Annotated in this window: 14 protein-coding genes and 3 pseudogenes; 3 read left to right on the forward strand and 14 right to left on the reverse strand. The window is 46.3% G+C overall.

The features are described 5' to 3' along the window. The first annotated feature begins 631 nt into the window (after window positions 1–631). Window positions 632–2,776, forward strand: coding sequence for a lipoxygenase family protein (locus JGK07_RS14300; RefSeq protein ID WP_293224348.1), 2,145 nt, complete (start codon window positions 632–634; stop codon window positions 2,774–2,776). A 365-nt stretch (window positions 2,777–3,141) separates the two neighbouring features. On the opposite strand, the gene JGK07_RS14305 is transcribed toward JGK07_RS14300, so the two are convergent. From JGK07_RS14305 to JGK07_RS14360, 12 genes and pseudogenes are all read right to left on the reverse strand, one after another. Next, window positions 3,142–3,939 carry a DUF5829 family protein gene (locus JGK07_RS14305; protein WP_293224350.1) on the reverse strand — a complete coding sequence of 266 codons (798 nt, stop codon included), beginning with the start codon at window positions 3,937–3,939 and terminating at the stop codon, window positions 3,142–3,144. Window positions 3,940–4,264: 325 nt separating this feature from the next. Beyond that, complete coding sequence (locus JGK07_RS14310; RefSeq protein ID WP_293224352.1) at window positions 4,265–8,338, reverse strand: PatA/PatG family cyanobactin maturation protease; 4,074 nt, start codon at window positions 8,336–8,338, stop codon at window positions 4,265–4,267. Window positions 8,339–8,410: 72 nt separating this feature from the next. Then, window positions 8,411–8,866, reverse strand: coding sequence for a DUF5829 family protein (locus tag JGK07_RS14315; protein ID WP_293204289.1), 456 nt, complete (start codon window positions 8,864–8,866; stop codon window positions 8,411–8,413). A gap of 56 nt (window positions 8,867–8,922) precedes the next feature. Then, window positions 8,923–9,882 (reverse strand): LynF/TruF/PatF family peptide O-prenyltransferase, encoded by a 960-nt coding sequence (locus JGK07_RS14320; protein WP_293224354.1) that lies wholly within the window; start codon window positions 9,880–9,882, stop codon window positions 8,923–8,925. A gap of 362 nt (window positions 9,883–10,244) precedes the next feature. Further along, window positions 10,245–10,538, reverse strand: a complete 294-nt coding sequence (locus JGK07_RS14325; RefSeq protein WP_293204293.1) for a DUF5837 family cyanobactin class RiPP — start codon at window positions 10,536–10,538, stop codon at window positions 10,245–10,247. Between the two features lie 135 nt (window positions 10,539–10,673). Further along, complete coding sequence (locus JGK07_RS14330; protein WP_293204295.1) at window positions 10,674–13,004, reverse strand: TOMM precursor leader peptide-binding protein; 2,331 nt, start codon at window positions 13,002–13,004, stop codon at window positions 10,674–10,676. A 103-nt stretch (window positions 13,005–13,107) separates the two neighbouring features. Then, on the reverse strand, window positions 13,108–14,871 hold the full coding sequence (locus JGK07_RS14335) for a PatA/PatG family cyanobactin maturation protease (RefSeq protein WP_293204297.1): 1,764 nt from the start codon (window positions 14,869–14,871) through the stop codon (window positions 13,108–13,110). Between the two features lie 126 nt (window positions 14,872–14,997). Then, on the reverse strand, window positions 14,998–15,120 hold the full coding sequence (locus JGK07_RS14340) for a hypothetical protein (RefSeq protein ID WP_293204299.1): 123 nt from the start codon (window positions 15,118–15,120) through the stop codon (window positions 14,998–15,000). 40 nt (window positions 15,121–15,160) lie between these two features. Then, entirely contained in the window at window positions 15,161–15,457 is a 297-nt protein-coding gene (locus JGK07_RS33200) for a cyanobactin biosynthesis PatC/TenC/TruC family protein (RefSeq protein WP_363319079.1), read from the reverse strand. A gap of 81 nt (window positions 15,458–15,538) precedes the next feature. Next, on the reverse strand, window positions 15,539–15,790 hold the full coding sequence (locus JGK07_RS14350; RefSeq protein ID WP_293204301.1) for a cyanobactin biosynthesis system PatB/AcyB/McaB family protein: 252 nt from the start codon (window positions 15,788–15,790) through the stop codon (window positions 15,539–15,541). Window positions 15,791–15,886: 96 nt separating this feature from the next. Next, a complete protein-coding gene (locus JGK07_RS14355; RefSeq protein WP_293224356.1) occupies window positions 15,887–17,875 on the reverse strand; it encodes a PatA/PatG family cyanobactin maturation protease in 1,989 nt (662 codons plus the stop codon). A gap of 734 nt (window positions 17,876–18,609) precedes the next feature. Then, a pseudogene (locus tag JGK07_RS14360) lies at window positions 18,610–19,224 on the reverse strand (S8 family serine peptidase); the annotation flags it as partial. A 336-nt stretch (window positions 19,225–19,560) separates the two neighbouring features. On the opposite strand from JGK07_RS14360, the gene JGK07_RS14365 reads away from it, so the two are divergent. Continuing rightward, window positions 19,561–19,698, forward strand: a complete 138-nt coding sequence (locus JGK07_RS14365; protein ID WP_293184582.1) for a hypothetical protein — start codon at window positions 19,561–19,563, stop codon at window positions 19,696–19,698. A 569-nt stretch (window positions 19,699–20,267) separates the two neighbouring features. On the opposite strand, the gene JGK07_RS14370 is transcribed toward JGK07_RS14365, so the two are convergent. Both JGK07_RS14370 and JGK07_RS14375 read right to left on the reverse strand, forming a co-directional pair. Next, on the reverse strand, window positions 20,268–20,618 hold the full coding sequence (locus JGK07_RS14370; RefSeq protein ID WP_293203149.1) for a hypothetical protein: 351 nt from the start codon (window positions 20,616–20,618) through the stop codon (window positions 20,268–20,270). A gap of 180 nt (window positions 20,619–20,798) precedes the next feature. Beyond that, window positions 20,799–21,743 (reverse strand): annotated as a pseudogene (locus tag JGK07_RS14375) (IS630 family transposase). A gap of 381 nt (window positions 21,744–22,124) precedes the next feature. On the opposite strand from JGK07_RS14375, the pseudogene JGK07_RS14380 reads away from it, so the two are divergent. Continuing rightward, a pseudogene (locus JGK07_RS14380) lies at window positions 22,125–22,321 on the forward strand (IS701 family transposase); the annotation flags it as partial.

Consider the following 22,321-nt stretch of genomic DNA (forward strand, 5'->3'; position numbering starts at 1 on the left):
GAATTTGCGCCTAAAAAAACTTTTTAGCTAAAAAGTTTTGTTAACTTTTGTTTCCGGCTTGCAGTCATCTTTTTTCTTATTTATTTGGTGTATTAATTTATACGGCTTCAAGCACAGAACTAGGATGAGAACTAGCTTCCAGCCTTTGCTGGCGCTATTGCTCTCTGGCGCAAGCCGTCTTGCAAGCAAGCATCAATCCACAACGCTCGCGATCGACTTTCTTTCACCTGCGAGCTTCCTGATGGTGGTCTGTGAGGAGAATTCTGATGTTGCTCAGCAGGTATGCTATATTAGCTGAGTTCGTTAAACAGTGGATTTTTGGGCTTTCAACTTTAATCCCGAGCCGACAACTTGCCAGTTCTTGATTGGTAGCAGTCGCAAGCAGCTAAAAATCTGTAGCAATCCTTGCAGGAGTCGTAAATTTTTTCCGGCACCCCAACCCTCTCCTTAGCAAAAGGAGGGAGTAAGAAATTCACAAATGATTTAGGATTGCTATATCAACTGATGCAACTAATACAAAATTAAGAGTCAAACTGTTACCAACCAATACTGAAGACTCTAATCTCGATTCACCCAATCTAGTAACTTCTCGATTCACCCAATCTAGTAATATTTTTTTTTGGAGCAAAATATGTCTTTTTCCAGGCAAGAAATCATTCAAACGCTGTACCGTTTCGTCACTTTTTTAGCAACGGTTCCTTTGGCTCGCAGGTTGATTGTATCTGGTAAATACGAATATGACTATACAGTTTTAGCTCCTCTAGCTATGACTGAGGTGCCACTTAGTCCGATCGGCAACCTGCCTAGACTGCCTAAAGCCGATGAACTTCCCAGCCTGAAATGGGTGAGTTTAGTGTTGAGTACGCTGAGTATTTTGAACGAGGCTGAAAAGTCGGCTAATCTTCTCAAAAACTCGCTGTCAAACGAGAGTGAAATTGATTCGTTAGAGTCAATCGAGCGTGAAATAAGGGCAGCCCAGGGACAAGCAGAATTAACTAATGCTGTTTTAAAACTAGAATCAGTCTTGGAGCGAAAAGTATCCCCCAAGGTTAAAAGTAGCATTCCCTTGACAGGGGATTTTAGTGAAGTTGAAAATGTATTCGATCGAATAGATCGAGAAATACAAGCTGAACTCAGCGGAAACTTAGAAGTGAAATCTGCACGAAATCTCAAAAGCGAGCAACTCGATGAAGTTGACCGAGTTGATGAAGTTGAGGAAGTCGCTCAATTCGAGGAAGTTGAGGAAGTTGAGGAAGTCGATCGAGAATTATACAAGCACCTTCAAGGAATTGCTAGATGTTTGGGACAAGAATTAATTGACAAGCAAGCTGATTCTACGGAAATACTTGTACGCGGTACTGTCAATCCGACTCTCGAAGATTACGAAAAGTTACTCAACCCGTTAACAATCAGACCGGCAACTGTAGGAAATTTCCAACAAGATGCAGTTTTTGCTTATATGCAAGTAGCAGGGCCAAACCCTGTAATGCTCAATCAAATCCAAGAACTAGACGAGCGCCTGTTAATTACCAGCGAACAGTACGGAGAGATTCTGCATGAAGATAATCTAGAAGCAGCACTGCAATCCGGGCGACTTTATCTAGCAGATTATTCCAAGCTCGATAGTTTAGTCAATAGCGATATTGGTGGGTTGCCAAAGTATATGTATGCTCCAATCGCATTATTTGCAGTACCGCCCGAACAATATCAAGATCGAAATTTACGGCCAATAGCAATTCGCTGCCAGCAAGTTCCGGGGGATAACAATCCTGTATTTACGCCCCTAGATGGCGACAACTGGATGACAGCTAAAACCGTCGTACAAATGGCAGATAGCAATTACCACGAGCTGATATCTCACCTAGCTCAGACTCACTTATTTATTGAGCCTTTTGTTCTGGCAACTAATCGCTGCTTTACCGATAAAAGTCATCCTGTAATGGTTTTGTTGAAACCTCACTTGCAAGGTACTATCTTGATTAATTACGGCGCACATAAGAATTTATTAGCACCAGAAGGGCCTATAGACTTCTTATTGAGTGCCACTATAGGCAGTAACGGCCAACTCGCTATTAAAGAAGCGATGAGCCACTTAGCTAACTTTAATGAAGTTGCCTTCCCCCGAACTTTAGAAAAACGCGGTGTCAATAATTCTCAGCAATTACCGATTTATCCTTATCGAGATGACGGACAACTAATTTGGGATGCCATCCATCAGTGGGTGGGCGAATACCTGCGCCTGAACTATTCTAGCGATAAGTCGGTAGTTGCCGATCGACAACTGCAAAATTGGGCTGGTGAATTGTTTGCCAAAGGACACTGCTATATTGGCGAAAATGCTGACGGTCGGATTGCAAGCTTAGATTATTTAGTAGAGGCCATCTCTACGGTTATCTTTGCAGCTAGCGCCCAACACGCTGCTGTTAACTTTCCGCAAAGCGGCTTGATGACCTACGCACCAGCATTTCCTTTGGGTTGCTATTCTCCAGCACCTACCAACTCCGCACAGCAGCAAAATTTCATGGGTTCGCTACCGCCACTAGAGCGAGCATTACTCCAAATAGAAGTGCTTTATTTGCTGGGTTCAGTTTACTATACGAACCTCCTCGATTACCCCGGTTCATCTTTTGTCGAGCCGCAGTTGAAAAGAGCTTTCGAGAAATTCAAGGTAAACCTGAATGACATCGAAGCAAAAATTCTCGAAGCAGATGCCCAAAGGCTGGTGTCTTATCGATTTTTGCAGCCTTCAAAAATCCCTCTCAGCATCAATATTTGAGTAATACAGGACTTACGCACGGGAGGCACAAAACCAGGGTTCTGCGTCAATATTCATCTAAAAAGCGACGATTTTTGTCAGAACCCGGAGTTTTTGCGTAAGTCCTATAGCGATCCTAAATCATTTGCATAATTCTTGTAGGGGCAATCCCCCCGTGGTTGCCCAAATCGCCCGGAGGGCGGGCACGGGGGCACCGCCCCTACATATCTGCATGAATGATTTAGGATTGCTATATAATATAAAGCTTGAGGGCTGACATTATTGGACATGACGCAACTGATAAATAGGGTAGCAAGCGGTTGCCAAATTTATCAGTTGCACTACCAAACAAAGGAGTATCGCTATTTTTTAACTTATTGATTCAGTTATCCAAACTGCCAAATTGCGAGTTCTCCACCCACACTTAACTGTGCATTATCACCGAAAGTGAACTTTCTTTGCTGATAAGCTTGAGCCTTCATCGTGCAAACAACCTTGCGAATTCGATAACTTGGAGCAACTTTCTGAGATACTTGTAAAGTAAAACCATGAGAACGATAGGTAGTAATATCTCCTGAGCAAGATGAGTGATAGCCAAAGACTCGAAGTAGTAATGCTAGTTCCTCGTGTTCCGCTAAAGTCAATTCAAGATGAACTTCTGAAATGTCGTCAAATAAAGAAGTTTCGGAGGTAGCAAGGTTTTTTAGATAAGCGGCACGGTCAAAGCAACCAGCACCGGTAAGCTTGATGTTTTTATAGTCTAAATAATCCTGATGAAATTCCATCAACCACGCACTGAAGGCTTCTCTCTCTGATTTGAGCGCCCAATAATGAAACCAGGGTACTTTTCCATCTTCGGTTTGACGAATTTGCAAATCAGAAAACGTTTCTTGGGCGACTAAGGATTTTAGTTTTTCATCTACAATATCAATCTGTCCTGCTTGTTTACTATTGAAACCAATACCCGAAAAACCTTCCCTAAACCCTTCAGCACCCCCTGGTGCAAAAAGCTCAAGATAGCTATGTTTCCCTCTGAGATAAGTACCCGCCCAACTCTCTGTATCAGTTTCTACGGTATCTCTGGATATTGTGCAGAATTCTTGGCTAATGAACTCTGATTTGGCTATTGACTCTAGCGTTTCTGTGTCGAGAGTAATATATAAATGGTTAAATTCTATTCCCATGTTTTTACTTCTTGAGCCTTAGCAATACAAATTGTGGAACAGACAAGATGCCTGTTCATAAAAACTCTTTAGCTTAAGTCGCGCAAAGGTATTAGGATTATTCCTAAAATTACGAGTACCTTGAACTGAGATCTTGCACCATTCTCGCTTAACAGGCTTTCCGGCCTGTTCCACAAAGAGTGAGTTTTCTTGTGGGGTGGGCGTCCCGCCCGCCCATGAAAGGCTAATTGAAAATGGTGCAAGATCTCAGTTCAAGGAAATTCTGGAATGGCCTAGAAGCTCATGTCATACCGACTCTTGTGACGTGAGTCCGTCACCAGTGCGTTCAACTCACTTTACCAGGGATTGACCAGCTCTTCACCTCACCCAAAGTCACCGGCATCGGCTGCACCACATCAAGGGTAAAGCGGAAGACTTTGCGTGCCCGACTACTGCTTTCCGGGTCGAAGAACTCTAGCTTGACATCCCAACAGTCACTGTTGAGGCGACAGAAGGGGCTTTTTTCGACTGTAATGGTGTCCAGTTGACGACGCTGGACGATCGCCTGGGCAAAAGTTAAAGCAGCTTGGAAGATGTTGGTGGCAGCAAAGTTGAGCGCTCGATCGCGCGAAGTCTGCCCCAAATTCCGCAGATCGTTGTAGACTCGGTTGAGGAAGGAGGTCAGAGCTTGTCGCACGATGGGTTCTTGGGCTTCGTCTAATTGACGAGAGATTCGCACCATCGCCGCGTTCACCAGAGCATTCACTTTCCAGCCGTACATCCCCCGCACGTCATGTACCTTCACCACAGGCACAAACTCACCGGAGAAGAGTTCCACCGTGCTGTTGGTACGTCGGGCGGGGACGCTAATCCGCTCTACAAACTCATCGCTGGTTTCTGCCTCCATCTGCCCCGCCAGCATCAGCAGGAACATCTCGTATATCTCGGCTGAAAAGGCTCCCGTTGGCTCTAGGACATAGATTGTGTCTCCATCGAGGCCCAATGTCCAAATCAGGGAGCGAGCTTCGTTAGGATTGCGATCGAGGTACTCGATCATCTGGCGAGTATCGTAGGGATCTGCGGTCACTATGATGCCGTTTACTTCGGAGGGAGCCATCAGTTGTTTGAAAGTGTCGCGGCGGGTTTCATCCCCGAAGTCGTAGCCGATCGTCCCTAGGGCGTAAACGTTACCAGAATAGGCGGTGCTAGCTTCCACTGTGGCAGGGTCAGCAGCAGTGACGGATGCTTCCGTAGGTGTAGCAAGAGTGGCGGGCTGCACGGCTGGGCTGCTATCCGTAGCCATAGCACCGATGATGCTTGCTGGGGCAACCGTAGCACTAGGCATGGCATAGCCAGCACGTTCGGTGCGGGTCACTTGGTCGCCCGCGAAGGAAATGGTGACGGAGGGTTGCCCAAACAGCACCCTCATTGCGCCTGGGATATTGACAAAGCCGCGCAAACAGCGTTCCGGTTCGGCGACAACCTGTGGGTCACAGGGAATCGCCGTGTTGAGCAGTGCTGTTCGGACGGCTTCGGCATCGACGGGTTTGCCCTCTTGCAGTTGCAAACTCATCAGCAGTGCAGAAATACCCGTCATCACGGGCGCTGCCATGCTGGTTCCTGTTAGGCGCACGGGTTTTTCGGTGCAGGGTTGTGCCCCCAAAATATCTTCACCCGGAGCGAGGATACCTTCTTCTGTGTTGTTACCGCCCCAATTGCTAAAGTGGCAGGGTGTCCCATCTATATTTGCGGCTCCGACTGGCAAGGTTCCTGACACAACGGCAGGCAGACACCAGCATTCATTTGAATTGTTCCCTACCGGAGCGACGATTAAGATATTGTTGTCTTGACACTTTTTAATCGCTTGGACAAGGATCTCTTCTCCTTCACTGGTTTGAGTGGGGCGACAAAAAGCACAGTGGATAATATTTGCACCCAACTCTAAGGCTAACTCGAAGGCACGGGCTAAGTTGAGGGGAGACAGCACCTCGTTATAGCCACTCAGAGCTATACCATTGTCGCTCTTAACTACCGCATCGTGAGGCATATTGATGACTCGGCAGTTGGGAGCAATGCCAAAAACAGGGCTATGTTCTTGACCGACGATGGTACTGGTGACATGACAGGCATGGTCATTGAGTTCAACACGATTTATCATGTCGGGTATAGCACTTTCAAGTGCCTCCTGTTTCGCTTTGCCCTTTAGCCCCTGGTCTCGGATGGCTTGGAAGGTGGCGTAATCTTCTGGGCTGATGGGAGGTGCGGGTTCGTGCCAGTAGGGAAACACCTTAGAAACGTTGGCTCCAGCAAAGCAGGATAATGTATGGTCTGGGTTGCCATCTAGAATTACAATCGTGATGCGGGAGTCACCTAATGTTTGGTTGTGAAGTTCAGCCAGTCCGGGAATGCGATCGTCGAGTTCGTGGGGATGGAGTGCGATGGGGATGGGCGTTGCCGAACTCTCAACTTCACTGACTGAAACCCCTGCTGATTCGCTTTCTTCTTCAGCGACACTGGATGAATCTGGAGTCTCGGCGTAGGCGTAGCCCGTCGTAGACATTGCATTTGAAGGAGCCATGTCCTCAACTTGCACCGAGGTATTCTCAGGACTTTCCCCTACATCAGTCTGTGGATTTTCTGCCACTAACCCAACTGACTCAGCTTCACTAAAATTCTGACTTTTCACGGGATCTGGAAAACCTCTCTCCAAACCTCTCTCCTGCAAGGAGAGAGGCTTTGAATTCTCCTCCTTCCCTGAATAAAAGGCTTCGTCCTCTGCCATCCCTCCTTGTAGCGAAGGTTGGGGGGTTAGGTCTAGCGTTGATTTTTCTACATCATGTGAAAAGTCAGCACCAAACTCACTTTCAGCCTCAACTCCATCCCACTCAGTATCAGTTGCTGAGATGATTGCCTCAGTCAGCTTTTCTGAGCCATCCACCTCCATCGACTCCAACCCACTTGCTTTGACATCTTCGTTAGGCAACGATCCGAGCATAAACTCTCCGACAACCGATTCTTCGAGATAGTCTAAACCCGTTATCCCAGCAAAAGCATCGCTATCCCCAGCCCCAGCCGCCGTAGGAGCTAAACCCATATTAGTTGCTACGAGGTAAAAATTTTGTTGCAAGATCCCAACATGCTTCAGCACTAACGCATAAGCTATAGAGCGATATTTACGAAATAACCGACCAAACCGTGCCGTAATCACTAAGATAACTTGTGGAGCCGAAGTAAGAGTATGCCATAGCCCATAACCTGATGTAGTCAAGATATCAGTATCTGATTCAAATTCAAAAATCATCTCCAGGTGGTGATTCAGTGGATCGTAGTGATACACCCCTTGACTTAATCCTTGACACAGCCTTACTATCACATAGATTTCCAATTCATACATTCCCCCACCACTTGGATAAGGGCGACGAGTCAACTCGCCATAATCTACACCTGCTTCTTCAAATTTTGGCTGTTCTTTCAGCCAAAATTTGCCAAAACTCTCCTGTGGAGAAAGAATTTTCTTAACACGAGCAGTGCGATAAAGAAGTTCCCCCACTTGCTCGATCGAGATCGGATTATTGTCGTCATCTTCTCCTCTTATCGATCTTCGCCTTTCAATCGCTTCCGTGAGGGTGGCATCATTAGATATCAATGCCCCCAAGTTCGGACGTGGTAGTGGTACAATCTGGTCACTCATGGGAGGCTTCACGACTGGGAAATCTGACCACTGCTCTATATCATGGTCTATGGAGAGATAGTCATGGCGACCGAAGCGGCTACGGCTGTGGAACAGTAGGTTATGAAACTCCCAAAGCCGGAGTGAGGGGGATTCAGGGTCAGCCGTCAGAAACCCCGCAGCCCACAGCAGGTTGAGGAACTGGTAGGCGGTTTCTGCTCCCAAGTACGGCGGTGGCGTCAGTGATCCTAAAGTTTGGGGCTGGGCGAGTTGAGCTAAGATCGCACTGGCTCCCCAGTCGAGGAGCTTGACCCGAAACTTGGAGAGGGGGGACTCCAGCACCATCGTGCCTTCGTAGGCATGCTGATAGGCAAAGCGGGAGAGGCTGAGACGGGTTTGTGTCCAGTAGGGTTCAGTGAGATTCAACTCGGCGGAATCCACCATCGGAATCACCACTGCCAGGGGCAATACAGCATAACTCAACCAACCTCGTTCATCCAATTGTTGTAGCATCTGCCCAAACTGTTCCCCGGCAGCCTGACCCTCGATTTCGGCTAACCCTTGCACGAGTGATTCAGGGGTGGTTTTGCCTGCCTTGAGGCTATCAAGAGCCATACCCATTCCGGGCGTTGTGGCAAGGGTTAGCCAAGCATTCGGCTCAGATTCTGCTCCGTGCAGGGTATAACCGTCTTCAGTGCTGGTGACTTGGACAGCAGGGTTAAGGGAAATAGCAAAAGGGCAATTGTTCATATTGATTGATAATGATAATGGTCAAAAATAATTAGATAGGTAGTAACTTGAAAAAAGTTATAATAAACCTTATCAATTGTAGAATGGGTTATTATACTTTAAATAATCCTGATCAAATTCCATCAACCATGAAGCAAAAGCTTCTCTCTCTACTGGATTGATGGACAAATAATGAAACCAGGGAACTTTTCCATCTTCGGTTTGACGAACTTGCAAATCAGAAAGTATTTCTTTAGCTCCTAATAAGGATTTTAGCTTTTCCTTGACAATATCCATCTCTCCTGCTTGTTGACTATTGAAACCAATACCGGAAAAGCCTTCCCTTAACCCTTCACCACCGCCTGGAGGAAAAAGCTCTAGATAGAAATGTTTTCCCCTGTGATAAATTCCCGTCCAGCTTTCTGTATCAGTTTTTACAGTATCTCTGGAGATTGTGCATAATTCTTGGCTAATAAACTCTGATTGGTCGATTGAATCTAGGGTTTCTGGGTCGATAGTAACATATAAATGGTTAAATTCTATTCCCATATTCTTAGGCAGTAAGCATAACTAAAGTAGAGACGGGGAGAGGGGGAGAAGACTAACTAATCTTTGCGTTTTTTAATATGCAACAAAGGTTGACATTCATCCCGTTGATTATAAAAAATACTAAAGTTTTCTAACCTGTCTTTTTCCAATTCCCGCTCTGTGACAGATACTCCAGCATAAGTCATACAATCTTGACCCTGACAAAAGCTGTAGATTCTATCCCCTAAAGTGTTAAACAAGAAATTCTTGGGTATCTCTTTAATATCCTCATAATTAAACATGAGAATTGGCTCTACATTTTTAGAAAAAACAACTACTAAGAAAGTAGATTCTTGAAATAAATAATTGATTTTTGGTGAAAAAATTCTCTGTATATAGTGCTTCAAATATTTGCCTTTATCTGAATTAGTTACTTCATATTGTTCTCCCGGAGAAGTAGCCCATAACTCAATATCACTGTAGCCATTTAAGAAAAGATTAAACCCTATTACAATAGTGCTTTTGAGTAAAACCTGTATTAGTTCAGGTGAATAGCTACCCCCATCAAGTTCGAGTGCTGTTTTGACTAATTCTTCAGGATCTTCTTCTGGGGCAAGATGCAGATATACTTTTATACAAGAATCATCATTTCTAGGTCTTAGGTCAATTCCTACCGTGTTGTCATGTATTTTATGGGAGCCAAGGTGTAATGTGGCAAACTGCTCCAGCAAATTACGATTGAGTCGAACACCTACTGTACTTTCAATTTTATCCATAAACTTGACCGCATGGGTCAAAGACATTGGCCAAGTACGTCCTTCATCATTAGAAACCTGAAAATCAATTGCAAATAGTTGAGCTTTTTCCACATTACATTGAGATTCAACACCACAAGTCCCTTCTATGCCAAGGACTGCTTCTTCAAATAGCGAAAGCATAAAGGTTGGCTCCACATCAAAAGCCTCTTGATGGCCTCGCAAAAACTGAAGACGACGGGCTTTGAGATGATTATTTTTCAGCATAGAAGTTAGGGTCATTTCCAGTAGGTTTGTTGTTGGGTTTTAGTCCCTAGAACCGAGCGGGCTTTACCCCAACAACTGATACACCGCTTTGCCGCCAGTCAAAAGTACGATGGCTCAGGCAGAGAGAGCAAGGGGATTTCCTGTACGGGTGCTGTGGCTGCGGAAGTCGTGTCAAATTGGGTACAATGAGAACTTAAAAATCCAATTAAAAGAAAACGAGGTAGATGAGAAAAGCTTACCCAATCTAGGAAAAAGCTTGGAGTGCGACTCAACATCTTTAACCTCGTTTTCTCAAATAAACGAATACACTAAATCCGGTTGAGATAGGTTAATCAGTCAGATAGACCCTATTCTCACAGATTTGGTATAGGCTATCCTTATGCTTCGTCACCGTCGAAGGCGCACGCGCAGACAGTGAAAGACGCTTCTGCACCATCGAAGGCGCAGATAGTGACACAGTGAGAGGCTTCTGCACCATCGAAGGCGCAGATAGTGACACAGTGAGAGGCTTCTGCACCATCGAAGGCGCAGATAGTGACACAGTGAGAGGCTTCTGCACCATTACCACCGAGAGACTCTTCCGAGAGTTCGGCTAAGTGGCTAGGAAGTTGGCCAGCAGTCATACGGATGACGGGTGCGCCTTGTTGGGGGAGAATGTTCTTTTTATCCATGAGTAATTTCCTCAATTGGTTGTTTGGTTTTTTGACCCGTTGAGGTGGGCCAATCCTCTTCTTCCTTGGAAAGAAGCTTATTAGGACGACATCTGGTATGTAGCGAAGCCCGTCGTCCGCAAACTTTAAAAAGACTTAAAACGGTATATTGATAGGGTTCATCTCTGCCTCAGCCGAGGGTACGGTTCGCCACCCCAGCTTCACCGGCACATCGTAGATTCGCCCTGGTCCTAACCGCGACCATAAACCTCGCATTCCCGGTATAATCACCTTGACCACGTTCAAGCCAATGTCCGGTCGCGTCTGGTCTAGCACCAATGTTTCTAGCCCTACCGCTTTTGCAATCCCCACGCAGGTCATCACATCTACATGAATGTCATCGCTCCAGCGCTTTGGGTAATCATTAGCAGTTTTCATCGGCTGCGAGGCATCTGGAGCCAAACAAGGATGAGTCTCTAAAGTTACGCCCAGCATCCAGTCCCTTGACTCGCCGTTGAGCCGATCGTCTGGAATTTTATCCAGTTCCAGCCCAACTTGGCTGACCTCAGTGAGAGCGCGCAGGATGGCAATCGTCGGGTCAAGGTGCGCTCCGAAACCAATAGATATCCGCTCTGAACTGCCTACCGTGCGACGCGATAGCCCCGCAAACGCCGGAATCCCAAAGTCAGCGGTCAAATCAATCACCCAGAGTTCCCGGTTCAGTTCCCGGTAAAACTGCTGCAATTTGGCAAAATATGGCTCATCGAAGCTGCCCAGATCTACTCCCGGACGACTGAGGCGGTTGTACCACCACATTGCTACACTATCCCGCTCCACCAGTTCAAAGAACCCTTGCAAGATGGCTTCTTCCAGGGTGTTGCCTGCTGCGTTACCGTTGGAATCTGCCTTACAGAAGCGAGAATCGTCTGGCATCGGATAGTTGTAGTAACAAAAGGTAGTGGGTAGATATTTCTGCGTCTGCTCGGTCAACGACCACACCGGCGTCCAGTCAATGGCTTGACTGGCATCAAACCGATGGGGAATCCAGCGATAGGCAGCCGATGAACCTTGAGCGTTCAAGGCTTCCCGATTGGCATACTGCTCGTCGCTAAAGTGCAAGCACTGCTCTGGATGAATTGCCAAATCTCCTAGTTCTGCCAGGGTTGCCCGTTTACGGGGTTCGTCGCCCTGAAAGATACCCGAATAGCGTTCTACGGCTTCGCACAAACCACTTGCCCGCGATTGGCTGTCGGTTTTACCTTTACCAGAACTCTTGTGTTTCAGGGTATTGCGTAGACCCCGCAGGGAGGTGGAGCTACCAAAGCTATGCCCCGCCTTGTAGGTATGTACCAACTGGTTAGTCGGGTCAGAAATCCGCACCAGTTCCGTCACTACGCCCGTGATGGGGCTAATCAAGTGCTGGTATTTCTGCACCGTTTGTTCTGGCGTAGTTCCACGGTGACCGCCATCTGAGGTGAAGTGCTTAGGGCGCGACTCCAGCTTCAGTGGCTCAAACCCTCGTTTCTGCAAAATTGTGGAGTCACCACAAGTGGGACATTGCGGTCGCTTGATCGAGATATGACTTTTCAAGTCCAGAATCGTCTGATTGAAGGTGATAATCTTGCCATCCAATGTCGGGAAGCGAGCAGTTCCCGGTGCAGCGGCATTGACGTGGTGCTTGACAATCCACTTGGCAATCTCAGTGGTGGCAAATTGTAACCCCATTTGCAGGGTCGAAGGCAGCGTTGCTCGTGCTGTGGGCAGGCATTCCATCGCACGCCCGTTTTGACCATTACGCTGCTGTTGGGCTTGTTTTTGCACTAACACCGATGCCTCAACTTCGCGGTTCCCCCGCAACCGATGAGCCATACAGCCCCAACACCCCGTCTTTCCAGGAACAAACACCGGCCCTAACCAGAGTACACTCCCCACGGGCTTTACGAGCAACCAAGTTTGTTGACTCTCCAAAGCCTGCTTGTTGATGGTGGCTAGTTCCGGCTGCAAATAGTCATCGGTCAAGACGACATTAAGGACGGCTGAAGGGCTATCCTCATTTGCAGTGTGGACATGAATGCCCATCTCCCGCAGGGCAGTAGCGAGGGCAGCAAGGGTGACTTCACTGATGTTCTCGCCCACCGTTGTTAGCGTCACCGCCTGCTGTAGCCCCTGGACTGCCACGGGGGGTGCAATCCCTAACTCGCTCCAAAATGCCGCCACTTCCGAGGACAGTTCCGGGGCTGCCTCAGTCAGATAACCTTTTTCAGCGAGGCGATCAAGTACATAGTCAATATATTCTGCCGGGACTTCCCCATCAAGTTTTTCGACAATCTGCTCCAGGGTGTGTTGCCCGTTTAAGAGGGGCACAATCTGGCAGTAGAGTTGCCCAGTGAGGGCGTGGTTGCTCTGTTCGCCAAGGAGATACACTTGCTTGGGTTCGATCGCCTCGACATGAAAGTGGGGTTTAATTTGGAGCATGGTTGGTTGCATAGGGCTAAGGCTTGTAACTAATAAGTTAAGCAAGTTTTGACAAAGGCAAAGGAAGCACTCTTTACATTTTGTTGTGGTACTTCCACGAATATTTGGCTGTTCCTTAGTAAGGAGAAGACCAAGACCGGACTTCGCCTAAGGTAACCGGAATCAAATCACTCACGTCAACAGTAAACCGGAAAATCTTTTTAGCACGGCGGCTGTTTTCGGGGTCGAAGAACTTCAACTTCACGTCCCAACAATCGCTATCGATACGGCGGAAGGGACTTTGATCAACGGTAATGCTGTCCAGTTCCATCCCCACCGCCACCGCTTGGCTGAAGGTTTGAGCAGCTTGGAAAGCGTTGGTCACAGAGAAGTTGAGGGCACGATCTTGGGATGTTGTTCCCAAATTGCGTAAATCGTAGTAAATGCGGTTGAGGAAGCCATCTAAGGTCTGGCGAATGCGACCTTCGTCAGCCATTGTGCCTTCCGCTTGAACTGCTGCCATCGCAGCATTCACTAAGTTGTTGACTTTCCAACCGTAGAGACCGCGAGTGCCGATGAGTTCAAGCACTGGAATCACCTGGCCAGAGTAGAGCTTCACTTGTTTGCCCGTTAAAATGCCAGGGAGACTGACGCGCTCAACATATTCAGCATCCCCTTCAGCTTGAATTTGACCAGATAGTAGTTCGTGGAGGGCGCGGTAAGCATCGGCAGCAAAGGGACTGGTGGGGGCGATCGCATAAACTGGAGTCAGTTCAATGTTGAGTGTCCAAATCAGCGATCGCGCTTCAGACATATTCTCTGCTAAGTAATCCACCATTTGACGGGCATCGTAGGGGTTCGCTGGAACCCGGGTTCCCTGAAAGTCAAAGGGAGGCATGAGTTGTTTGAACGAGTCCCGACGGGCTTCTGTCCCAAAGTCATAGCCTAGACTTCCTAAAGCATAGACGACTTGACCGAGGTCAGGTATTTGACTTGGGGCTTCGCTAGCAATGATGGAATCAACAGTAAGGTTCGCAATTACAGACTCTTTCGGTAAGGATTGAATGATGTCTGGCAAATTATAAAGATTATTTTGTCCAGTTTTGACTTGTTTTTGCAGGGAATTTTTAACTTTACTACTTATAGGTTTTACTGCTTTAATATCAGCACAAATCAAAGGAATGTTAGGATATAAATGATTAGCCTGATCCATAAACAGGGCAAATCCAGGCATCTTAACAGCTTGTTTGTCGTCATACTCAAGAATTTGAAAGCCCGCCTGCTCAACAAATTCCATCATTGGCTTGAGAGAAATAATATTGCTACCATACAGTACTCCCGATTTTTCTTTTGCCTTATTGAGTGACTGTTGTTCTAGGGATGACAGAGGGGACTCTTTAACAAAAAGACCGGCGATGTATAGACTTCCTCCAGGACGGAGTACGCGATTGGCTTCTGCAAGAACTTGGGAATACGGATTGGAATACTTGATGCTGTCGTTGAAAAACGCCACATCAAAGACTTCGTCAGGAAAGGGGGGAGCATGAAAATCCCCTACTTGAACCCGTATTCTATCAACCAAGTTAGCCTTGGCAATCCGATTTTGGGCTTCTGCCACTTCCACTTCAGAAATAGCAATCCCCTCAAAACACGTTCTAGGCAATGATTGAGCTATATGAATTGCAGGGATTGCCATCCCACAACCAGCATCAAAAATATAGTCTTCAGGTTGTATTCCTGCGCGAATGGCTAGACCAAGATTGTGCGCTCTAGCTATTTCCTCAGGAAGTTTCACACTTAGGTTAAGGGGATTGTCATTATACAGAGTGCGAAGTATTTCGTTCTTTGATGTCTTGTTCTCTTGAAGAGAAACGCTAGGATTAATAACATTATTGTGCATGGCAAACGAAAAAATATTCTGAATAATAAACTTAACGTGGCAGTGTAGTGCCTCACGCCTGGAGGTAACGGGCGTGAGGCACGACCTTTGTCCGCCTGTGACTTTTGCCCAGCATTCAACCGTGAATTACGGCGGGTTAAAAGCTCCCTGAAAGCCCACTTCAATGTAGTCTTTCTCGCCGTCAAACTGAGCAACTGGCACGGTTGACAGGTCTACAGATGGCGGCGCGTTTTTAGTTGACTTCGGCATAAGGAAACTCTAGTAGAGAAAAGTACAGAAGAGGCAGCAACTATGTCCAAATGCGACCCCGTCGGAAAGGCTTGCTCTGAGGATCAGGCGCTTTGGCATGTTTTTTGACGTATTCGCACCAGTAGGAATAATCTTGCAGCCCAGTCTGGCTAGTGGGGACGTAGGACTTTTTCGGTTTAGGGGTGGAGGAGACTTCCGAGGCTGTTGTTACTGTTTTATTCGTATCCATAGTTTGTTTCCGGTACTTTTTCGGTTTAGGGGTGGAGGAGACTTCCGAGGCTGTTGTTACTGTTTTATTCGTATCCATAGTTTGTTTCCGGTACGTTTTCGCTAACATTTGCTAACAAATACTGTGTATCAACCAATGCCCGTAAAAAACCTTTTGGCTGAGGCCTCGTGATTAGCTGCTAGTGGGTCGTTAATAGAATCGTCCCATGCCCCCAAAGCCACCCCAGCCCTGGCTGGCTGAACTCTGGCTGGCACTAGAGTGCATCACTTGGTTGAAACTGCGGTTGGCATAGGCTGAAGGATCGTTATAGTTAGCGCCGTGGAGCAGATCCATCCGAATATGCACCAAATCATCGGGATTACCATTTTCCACATCTACGCACAGCGCAGGCTGGATGAAATGGGGACGTTTGACGGGGGGAGACAATAAAGGAAGTCGCATGGTTGAAGATTATCCGTATGGATAGGTTGAACAAATTTAGCTCTCTTGGCGAGAGTGGTTTTTATTGTGGCACTCTCACCCCAATTGTATTGCCTTTTAGTACGGTGAAGACCAAGAACGAACTTCGCCCAAAGTAACAGGAATCAAATCGCTTACATCAATGGTGAAGCGGAAAATCTTCTTGGCACGACGGCTGTTTTCAGGGTCGAAGAATTTCAATTTCACATCCCAGCAGTCGCTATCCATGCGACAGAAGGGACTTTTCTCAACCGTAACGCTGTCGAGTTCCATGCCAACAGCAACCGCTTCGCTGAAGGTTTGGGCGGCTTGGAAGGCATTAGTAACGGAGAAATTGAGGGCGCGGTCCTGGGAGGTTGTTCCCAAGTTGCGGAGGTCGTAGTAGATGCGGTTGAGGAAGCCATCTAATGTTTTGCGGATGCGGTCTTCGTCAGCAGTGCCGTCTTCAGCTTGTACCGCGTTCATCGCGGCAGCGACCAAGTTGTTGACTTTCCAGCCGTAGATGCCGCGGGTGCTTTGGGGTTCAATTACCGGAATAACTTGACCGGAGAATAGTTTGACTTTACGCCCGGTTAAGATGCCCGGTATGCTGACGCGCTCGACGTATTCGGCATCGTTTTCGGGTTGAATTTGACCCCCAAGGAGTTCGTGGAGAGCCCGGTAAGACTCAGCAGCAAAGGGACCCATAGGATCGATCGCATAGACCGGGGTCAGTTCAATATTAATCGTCCAAATAAGCGAGCGCGACTCAGAAATATTGGCGTCCAGGTAGTCCACCATCTGACGGGCGTCGTAGGGATTCGCCGGAACCATCGTTGTCCCAAAGTTAAAAGGGGGCATCAGTTGTTTGAACGAGTCCCGACGAGCTTCGCTTCCGAAGTCGTAGCCGAGGGTTCCTAGGGCATAGACAAGCTGACCCATGTCAGCGACTTCGCTGGGAGCTTGGCTGGCGGTGACGGAATTAGCAGTTAAGTTTGGCATCATTGGTTGTTGGGTTGTAGCAGTGGGAAACGATTGAATCAAATCTTGCAAGTTTGGGGTGTTGCTGGGGACAGCCCCAGCGGTCGCAGTGGCTGCTGTTGCAACCGAGGTTTGAGGCGATTGCCCTTGCGCGGTGGCGATCGCTTCACCCGTATTGCTCAGGCTGCCATCACAACCACAGCCTGTAGCTTCTACTTCTGATGCATTCACTGATGTAAATTCCTCAGCCATATTTCCTCCTTTTAGTAACGTTATTGCTCCAGGGATGTTCAGTTTGCCTGTCAGACACCGCCTGGTTTCTTCTGGCAAGTCAGGGTCGCAGGGTAAAGCACTCTGCAACAGTATTTGACGAACTTTTTGGGGGTCGGGGGTTTCTCCCCGCTCCCGCTGAAGACTCAGCAGCACTGCTGCTACACCTGAGACAATCGGAGTGGCAAAGCTCGTACCGCTGAGACGGTCGGTGCCACCACCGGGTTTAGCCCCCAAAATATCCTCGCCGGGGGCAAGAATACCTTGGTTTTGATAGGTTTCACCCCAGTTGCTAAATCCCAAGGGTTTGCCATTTGCATCCATCGCCCCGACTGCTAGCACTGCGGGCAACGCTGCGGGTACGTGCAGGCAATCGCAACCATTATTTCCAGCCGCTGCAACGAGCAAGACGTTGTTTTCTCGACACAGACGAACCGCATTTTCCAGCCACCCATCAGCTTCGCCAAAGTCGGTCAGTTGACCCCCACTGAGGTTAATAACGTGTGCTCCTGCATTGACCGCTTGCTCGATTCCCCGAGCTAAATCTAGCTGGGATGTCTTGCGGCGATCGTCGGCAAAGATCGGCACTATTATTCCCTTACATCGGGGAGCTATTCCCTGCACCGAACTACCCGGTTGCCCAAAAATAATGCTGGCAACGTGAGTTCCGTGAATGGACATATTGCCATTAGTTTGAGCTTCCCCTCTAACTAAGGTGGGCAAATAAGTTAAATCTGCACCTTGGAAACAAGGATGATTCCGATCGACAGGGCCATCCAAAACGGCAATACAAATACTATTATTTCCCTGGGATATGGTGCTTAATGTATCTAACATTTAACAAGACTCGGAACAGTTAGGGGAACCATAATACAAGTTTTACAAGGCTAGAAGTATAAAACTCTTGAATCAAATACAAGTCAGGGACGAAAATTAAATTGATTTAATTATTCGTAGTGGCTCAAAGTTATAAAAAATAAGCCATTTGGCTATCTAAAAATAGCCCGGAATATCGTTTTAAAAGAATCAAGTAGTTCTGCATGGCAAGGATAATTACGAAGTAAAACGGTTAATCCATCGTTATCAAAGCCCTGATATTTCAGGATTACCAAGAGTCAAACTTAATAGACATCTCCCTAAATAACAGATAAGTCTAAAATAGATAAGCCTAAGCAGGATAAGGATTTTAGATTTATTTGTACCCGGTACAACTGATTTTACGATCAAATATACGGACTCTTAGAATCTTAGTCACAAGTTTATTTGATCCGATCATCTAGTTGACTATCAAGTTTTTGAGATGTACCTTACCGTTTGACTGGTATTTCTATACCTTTACAACAGTACAGTAACATTTGAAATCTGTCAAGTAAAATTTATAAAAATCATATTTCAGAGGGCGGGGCTGTTTCATCATCGAATTTTAGCTATTCTAAAAGTGTGAATGAAAATATTAACTTATATATAGTATAGATAGCTCGCGAAAAAATCAACTATTAATTTTATTAATAGTCAAATAAATTTTTTTAGCGCAAAAATTAGAGAGCGATCGTAAAATACATCTAAGTTCCTCCTGGGGCGAGAATACCCTGATTGCTGTAGGTTTCTCCCCAGTTGCTGAAGTTTAGAGGCCGACCGAGATCGTCCATTGCTCCCACTGCCAAGACTGCCGGAAGGGCTGCGGGGACGTGCAAGCAATTGCAGCCGTCGTTCCCAGCAGCAGCCACAATTAATACGTTGTTGTCGCTGCACAGTTCCACAACACTCTCCAGCCAGCCTTCGGCTTCACCTATTTCGGTAAGTTGACCGCCGCTGATGTTGATGATGTGAGCGCCGGCATTCACAGCAGTTTCGATCGCGCGAGCCATGTCTAGCTGAGACACCCGAGAGCGGTTATCGGAAAAGATCGGAACTATCAATCCCCGACACCTAGGAGCAATTCCCGGTATCTCCGAGCCGTGCTGCCCGAAGATTATGCTGGCAACGTGAGTACCGTGCAAAGACATCGCACCGGTAACGCAGACTTCTTCCTGCACTAATGTCGGCAGCCGTTTCAGGTCAGCTCCGGCAAAACAAGGATGAGTCCGATCTACTAAGCCGTCAAGTACCGCTACACAAATTTGAGAATCACCAGACGTTTTTTCCCAGAGGCTTTGAATTCCTGGAATTTGAGTTAAATCGGCCATTTAAGCTAAAAATAGCTAGGTCTGGCTGGTTTTGAACCTCAAGATACAGATTACTTGAATTTGCGCTAAAAAAAAACTTTCGATCTTTAAAAATTTATTAATTTTTATTTCCTGTTACACATATCCTTTTTTAAAAAATTTTAGGGTATTAATTTATACTTGTTGGCTCGGGTAAGTAGCAGACTGCGATCGTCGATCGCGGAAAGTTCGCGTCCCGCGAAAGCTCTTTGACGGACATATCAACGGTAAACCCGACCGTCGCTTCTTTATCGGGTACTTGAAGTCAGTGAGTCAGGCTGCTTTCCGTGAATTGAACGGGGAGGGGTTCTGCTGCGGGTGTTTCGGGTGATGGTGGTGTTGGTGCTGGCAATACAGCTTCGGGCGTTGGCGGTACTAGCGATCGTGTTGATGCTGATGTTGGTGCAGCTTCCCGATCGCCAAAGACAAACTCTTTCCCCGAATATGAAGCGCTGACCGCCCAAGTCCCACTCGCGATCGCTGCTTGACCCGACTAACGCTCTTTCATCACTCTAAGAAAGGAAAAATCTGACCATAATTTGATAATGCTAATCTGGTATGGTTTTGTGGAGCGATTTTCTAACACCTTGCTGGCGTTGGGAGCATTTGGCAAGAGATCCTTTGCTGTCGTGTCTTCGAGAATTTACTCTCATGAAAGTGACGAAAGAGCGCTAATACCATTTTTTTAAAGTTATGACAGACTTTAGCAAACAGGGAAAGTGTATAAATTACAATGTCTTGTCGTGTTCGATCTCTATCGGATCTTTAGAAAAATGGTATGAGGTACGGGTTCTAAACAGGGAGTTAACTTTGAGAACTGTCTTGGGATTGGGCGATCGTACAATCGGCCGAAAAGCACTTCTGAGTCAAATCGCTGATAATATCTAAGCTCATATTGTCCAATACTTCGGACAGTTTTAGATCTAATCGAGGCTCTCAAACCCTTGATGGCTATAGAGATGACTATTTTTTCAATCTTTAATTCTAGCCCGCTCGTTTCAAAAAATCATTAAAAATGCCATGGCTTACGCTGTAACGCTTACAGAGCCGTTAAAAAACTGTCCGAAGTATTGATTGTCAACTAATTTAGTTAGAGCCGCAGCAATTTGCTTCTGCGACAGCGCAACTCGCTCAATCAACAGCCTTACCGCTTGCTCGTCTCCACAAGCGGCTGCTTTATAAAGCTTCTCAATCGACTCCCTCGGCAACACAGACAGCGACTCAGAAGTCAGTTGCACAACAGGCTCATCCTGTTCGGACTTCCTCGGCGACTCCTCTTGATAGATATAGCGAACTCCCAAAGGTCGCGCCATCTTCTCGAAAATTACTGCCTCTCGGAACGGTTTGGCAACAAAGTCATCGAAGCCTTTCGACATGGCGAGTTCCTGAGTTTTAACAAAAGCATTAAGTAGGTAGGCGGGAAAAAACCACTCTATGTAACAAAACATTAAGTTACCTAATTGGAGTTAAACTTAAGACGTTGCGTAGTGTAATTTCCCCTTTGTCCTCTAGCTTCTACTCCATGAATTACGGCGTAGGCGAGTTCTAATTCATCATCAAACAAATGTCGCAGCCAACTCATCTTTCTTAATGTGTTGCCACTCCAATTCAATGGGGTTCATTTCCGAACAATACTTGGGTAAAAAGAAGATATATAAACCTTGCTTTTCCCAATGTGGCCATAACTCTTGGACTTCTTTGCATCGGTGTATTGGGCCGTTGTCTTGTACAATTACTCTCGGTCGTCCAATCTCAGCAGCTTCCTGGGCTTGGAGTTCCATAATTTTGATATAAGCTTTTCGATCGACACCTCCAATTACCAAACCGTAGACAAAACTGATGTCAGGTTGAAGAAGTCCGACAATACTTAGTCTACGACCACGCCGTTTCGTTTGTTCTAACCGTTTTTGCTCACCTATTGGGTAATAAGTATAACCTGGTTCACTCCACATACAAAACCCTGATTCATCTAAATACTTTAAGTCAATTCCTCCCGCCGCTGCCTCTAATTGCAACATATCTAAGTCGGATTGCTTCGTTTCTTGTACTATGGGGTCTTGTTTTCCTTTGTGACTTTTTCTCGCTCTTTTCCAAATAAACCTTTTTTTTAGTATGCGTCTTAATCGAGCAGCACTTAGTTTAACAGAACGTTCTTTTTCTAATTTCTGGGCTAATTAAAGACTGTTATATGTACGTGGTTCGTTTTTGAGGCATTCTTTTAAAAACTCTATATCTTCCTCTTTCCACACTTGAAGGGCTCCTCGACCAGGTGACTCCCAAAGCCCTTCCATGCCTAGATGCGACCATTTATGTAAAACCTTTCTCACTGTTTGTGGAGTCCAGTTAAAATGAGCAGCTATTTTTTCAACGTACCAGCCATGTGCATTTAATCTAATTACTTCTGCTCTGTCTTTGACTTTTTGTGGTACATCCGCAGTTCTCAGTTTTAAGAGAGTTTTGTCTTGCTGTTGAGTCAGGAATACCCTTAATCTAGCACCCATATATTGAATTACCTCAGTAGATATATTCTTTTTCTTTACTTATCTTAACATAGTTATGTTTTTTTGTGCCGACCTACTTAGTCGCTGTTTTGTGGCCGCATCCCAGGCGATCGAACCGGCCTACGAGTTGGCAAGTGGTTCCTATAGCGTATTGACGGATGGGCTTTTACAGGGATTGAATCCGGAACGTTTGCCGGGGCAATCGATCGATACCCTATCTCTATGTGCCTTTGTTAATCAATATCTAGGACTTACGCATTGACAAAATCACAAAATAGTGCATCGATCAATATGAGTAGTCTACTTTCCAGGTATTTGACAATGAGAAAAACTACCAAACCCTCGGCAGCACAATGCAACGCCGAAAAGTATATTTTATTTTTGCTCTTAGAACCAAAGTTTGGGGGGTATAATAGGTTAGCAGAAATATTGGGAGATGTTTCGCATGATTCTATCAATCGATTTTTATTAAGAGAAAGGAACCGAAAGATTTATTCGAGACAGCTCAGAATATTATCACCTTAGAAGGAGGAATACTGAGTATTGATGATACAGTAATAGAAAAACCTTATAGCGAC

This window comes from Microcoleus sp. PH2017_24_DOB_U_A (assembly GCF_020738205.1).
Lineage (GTDB): Bacteria > Cyanobacteriota > Cyanobacteriia > Cyanobacteriales > Microcoleaceae > Microcoleus.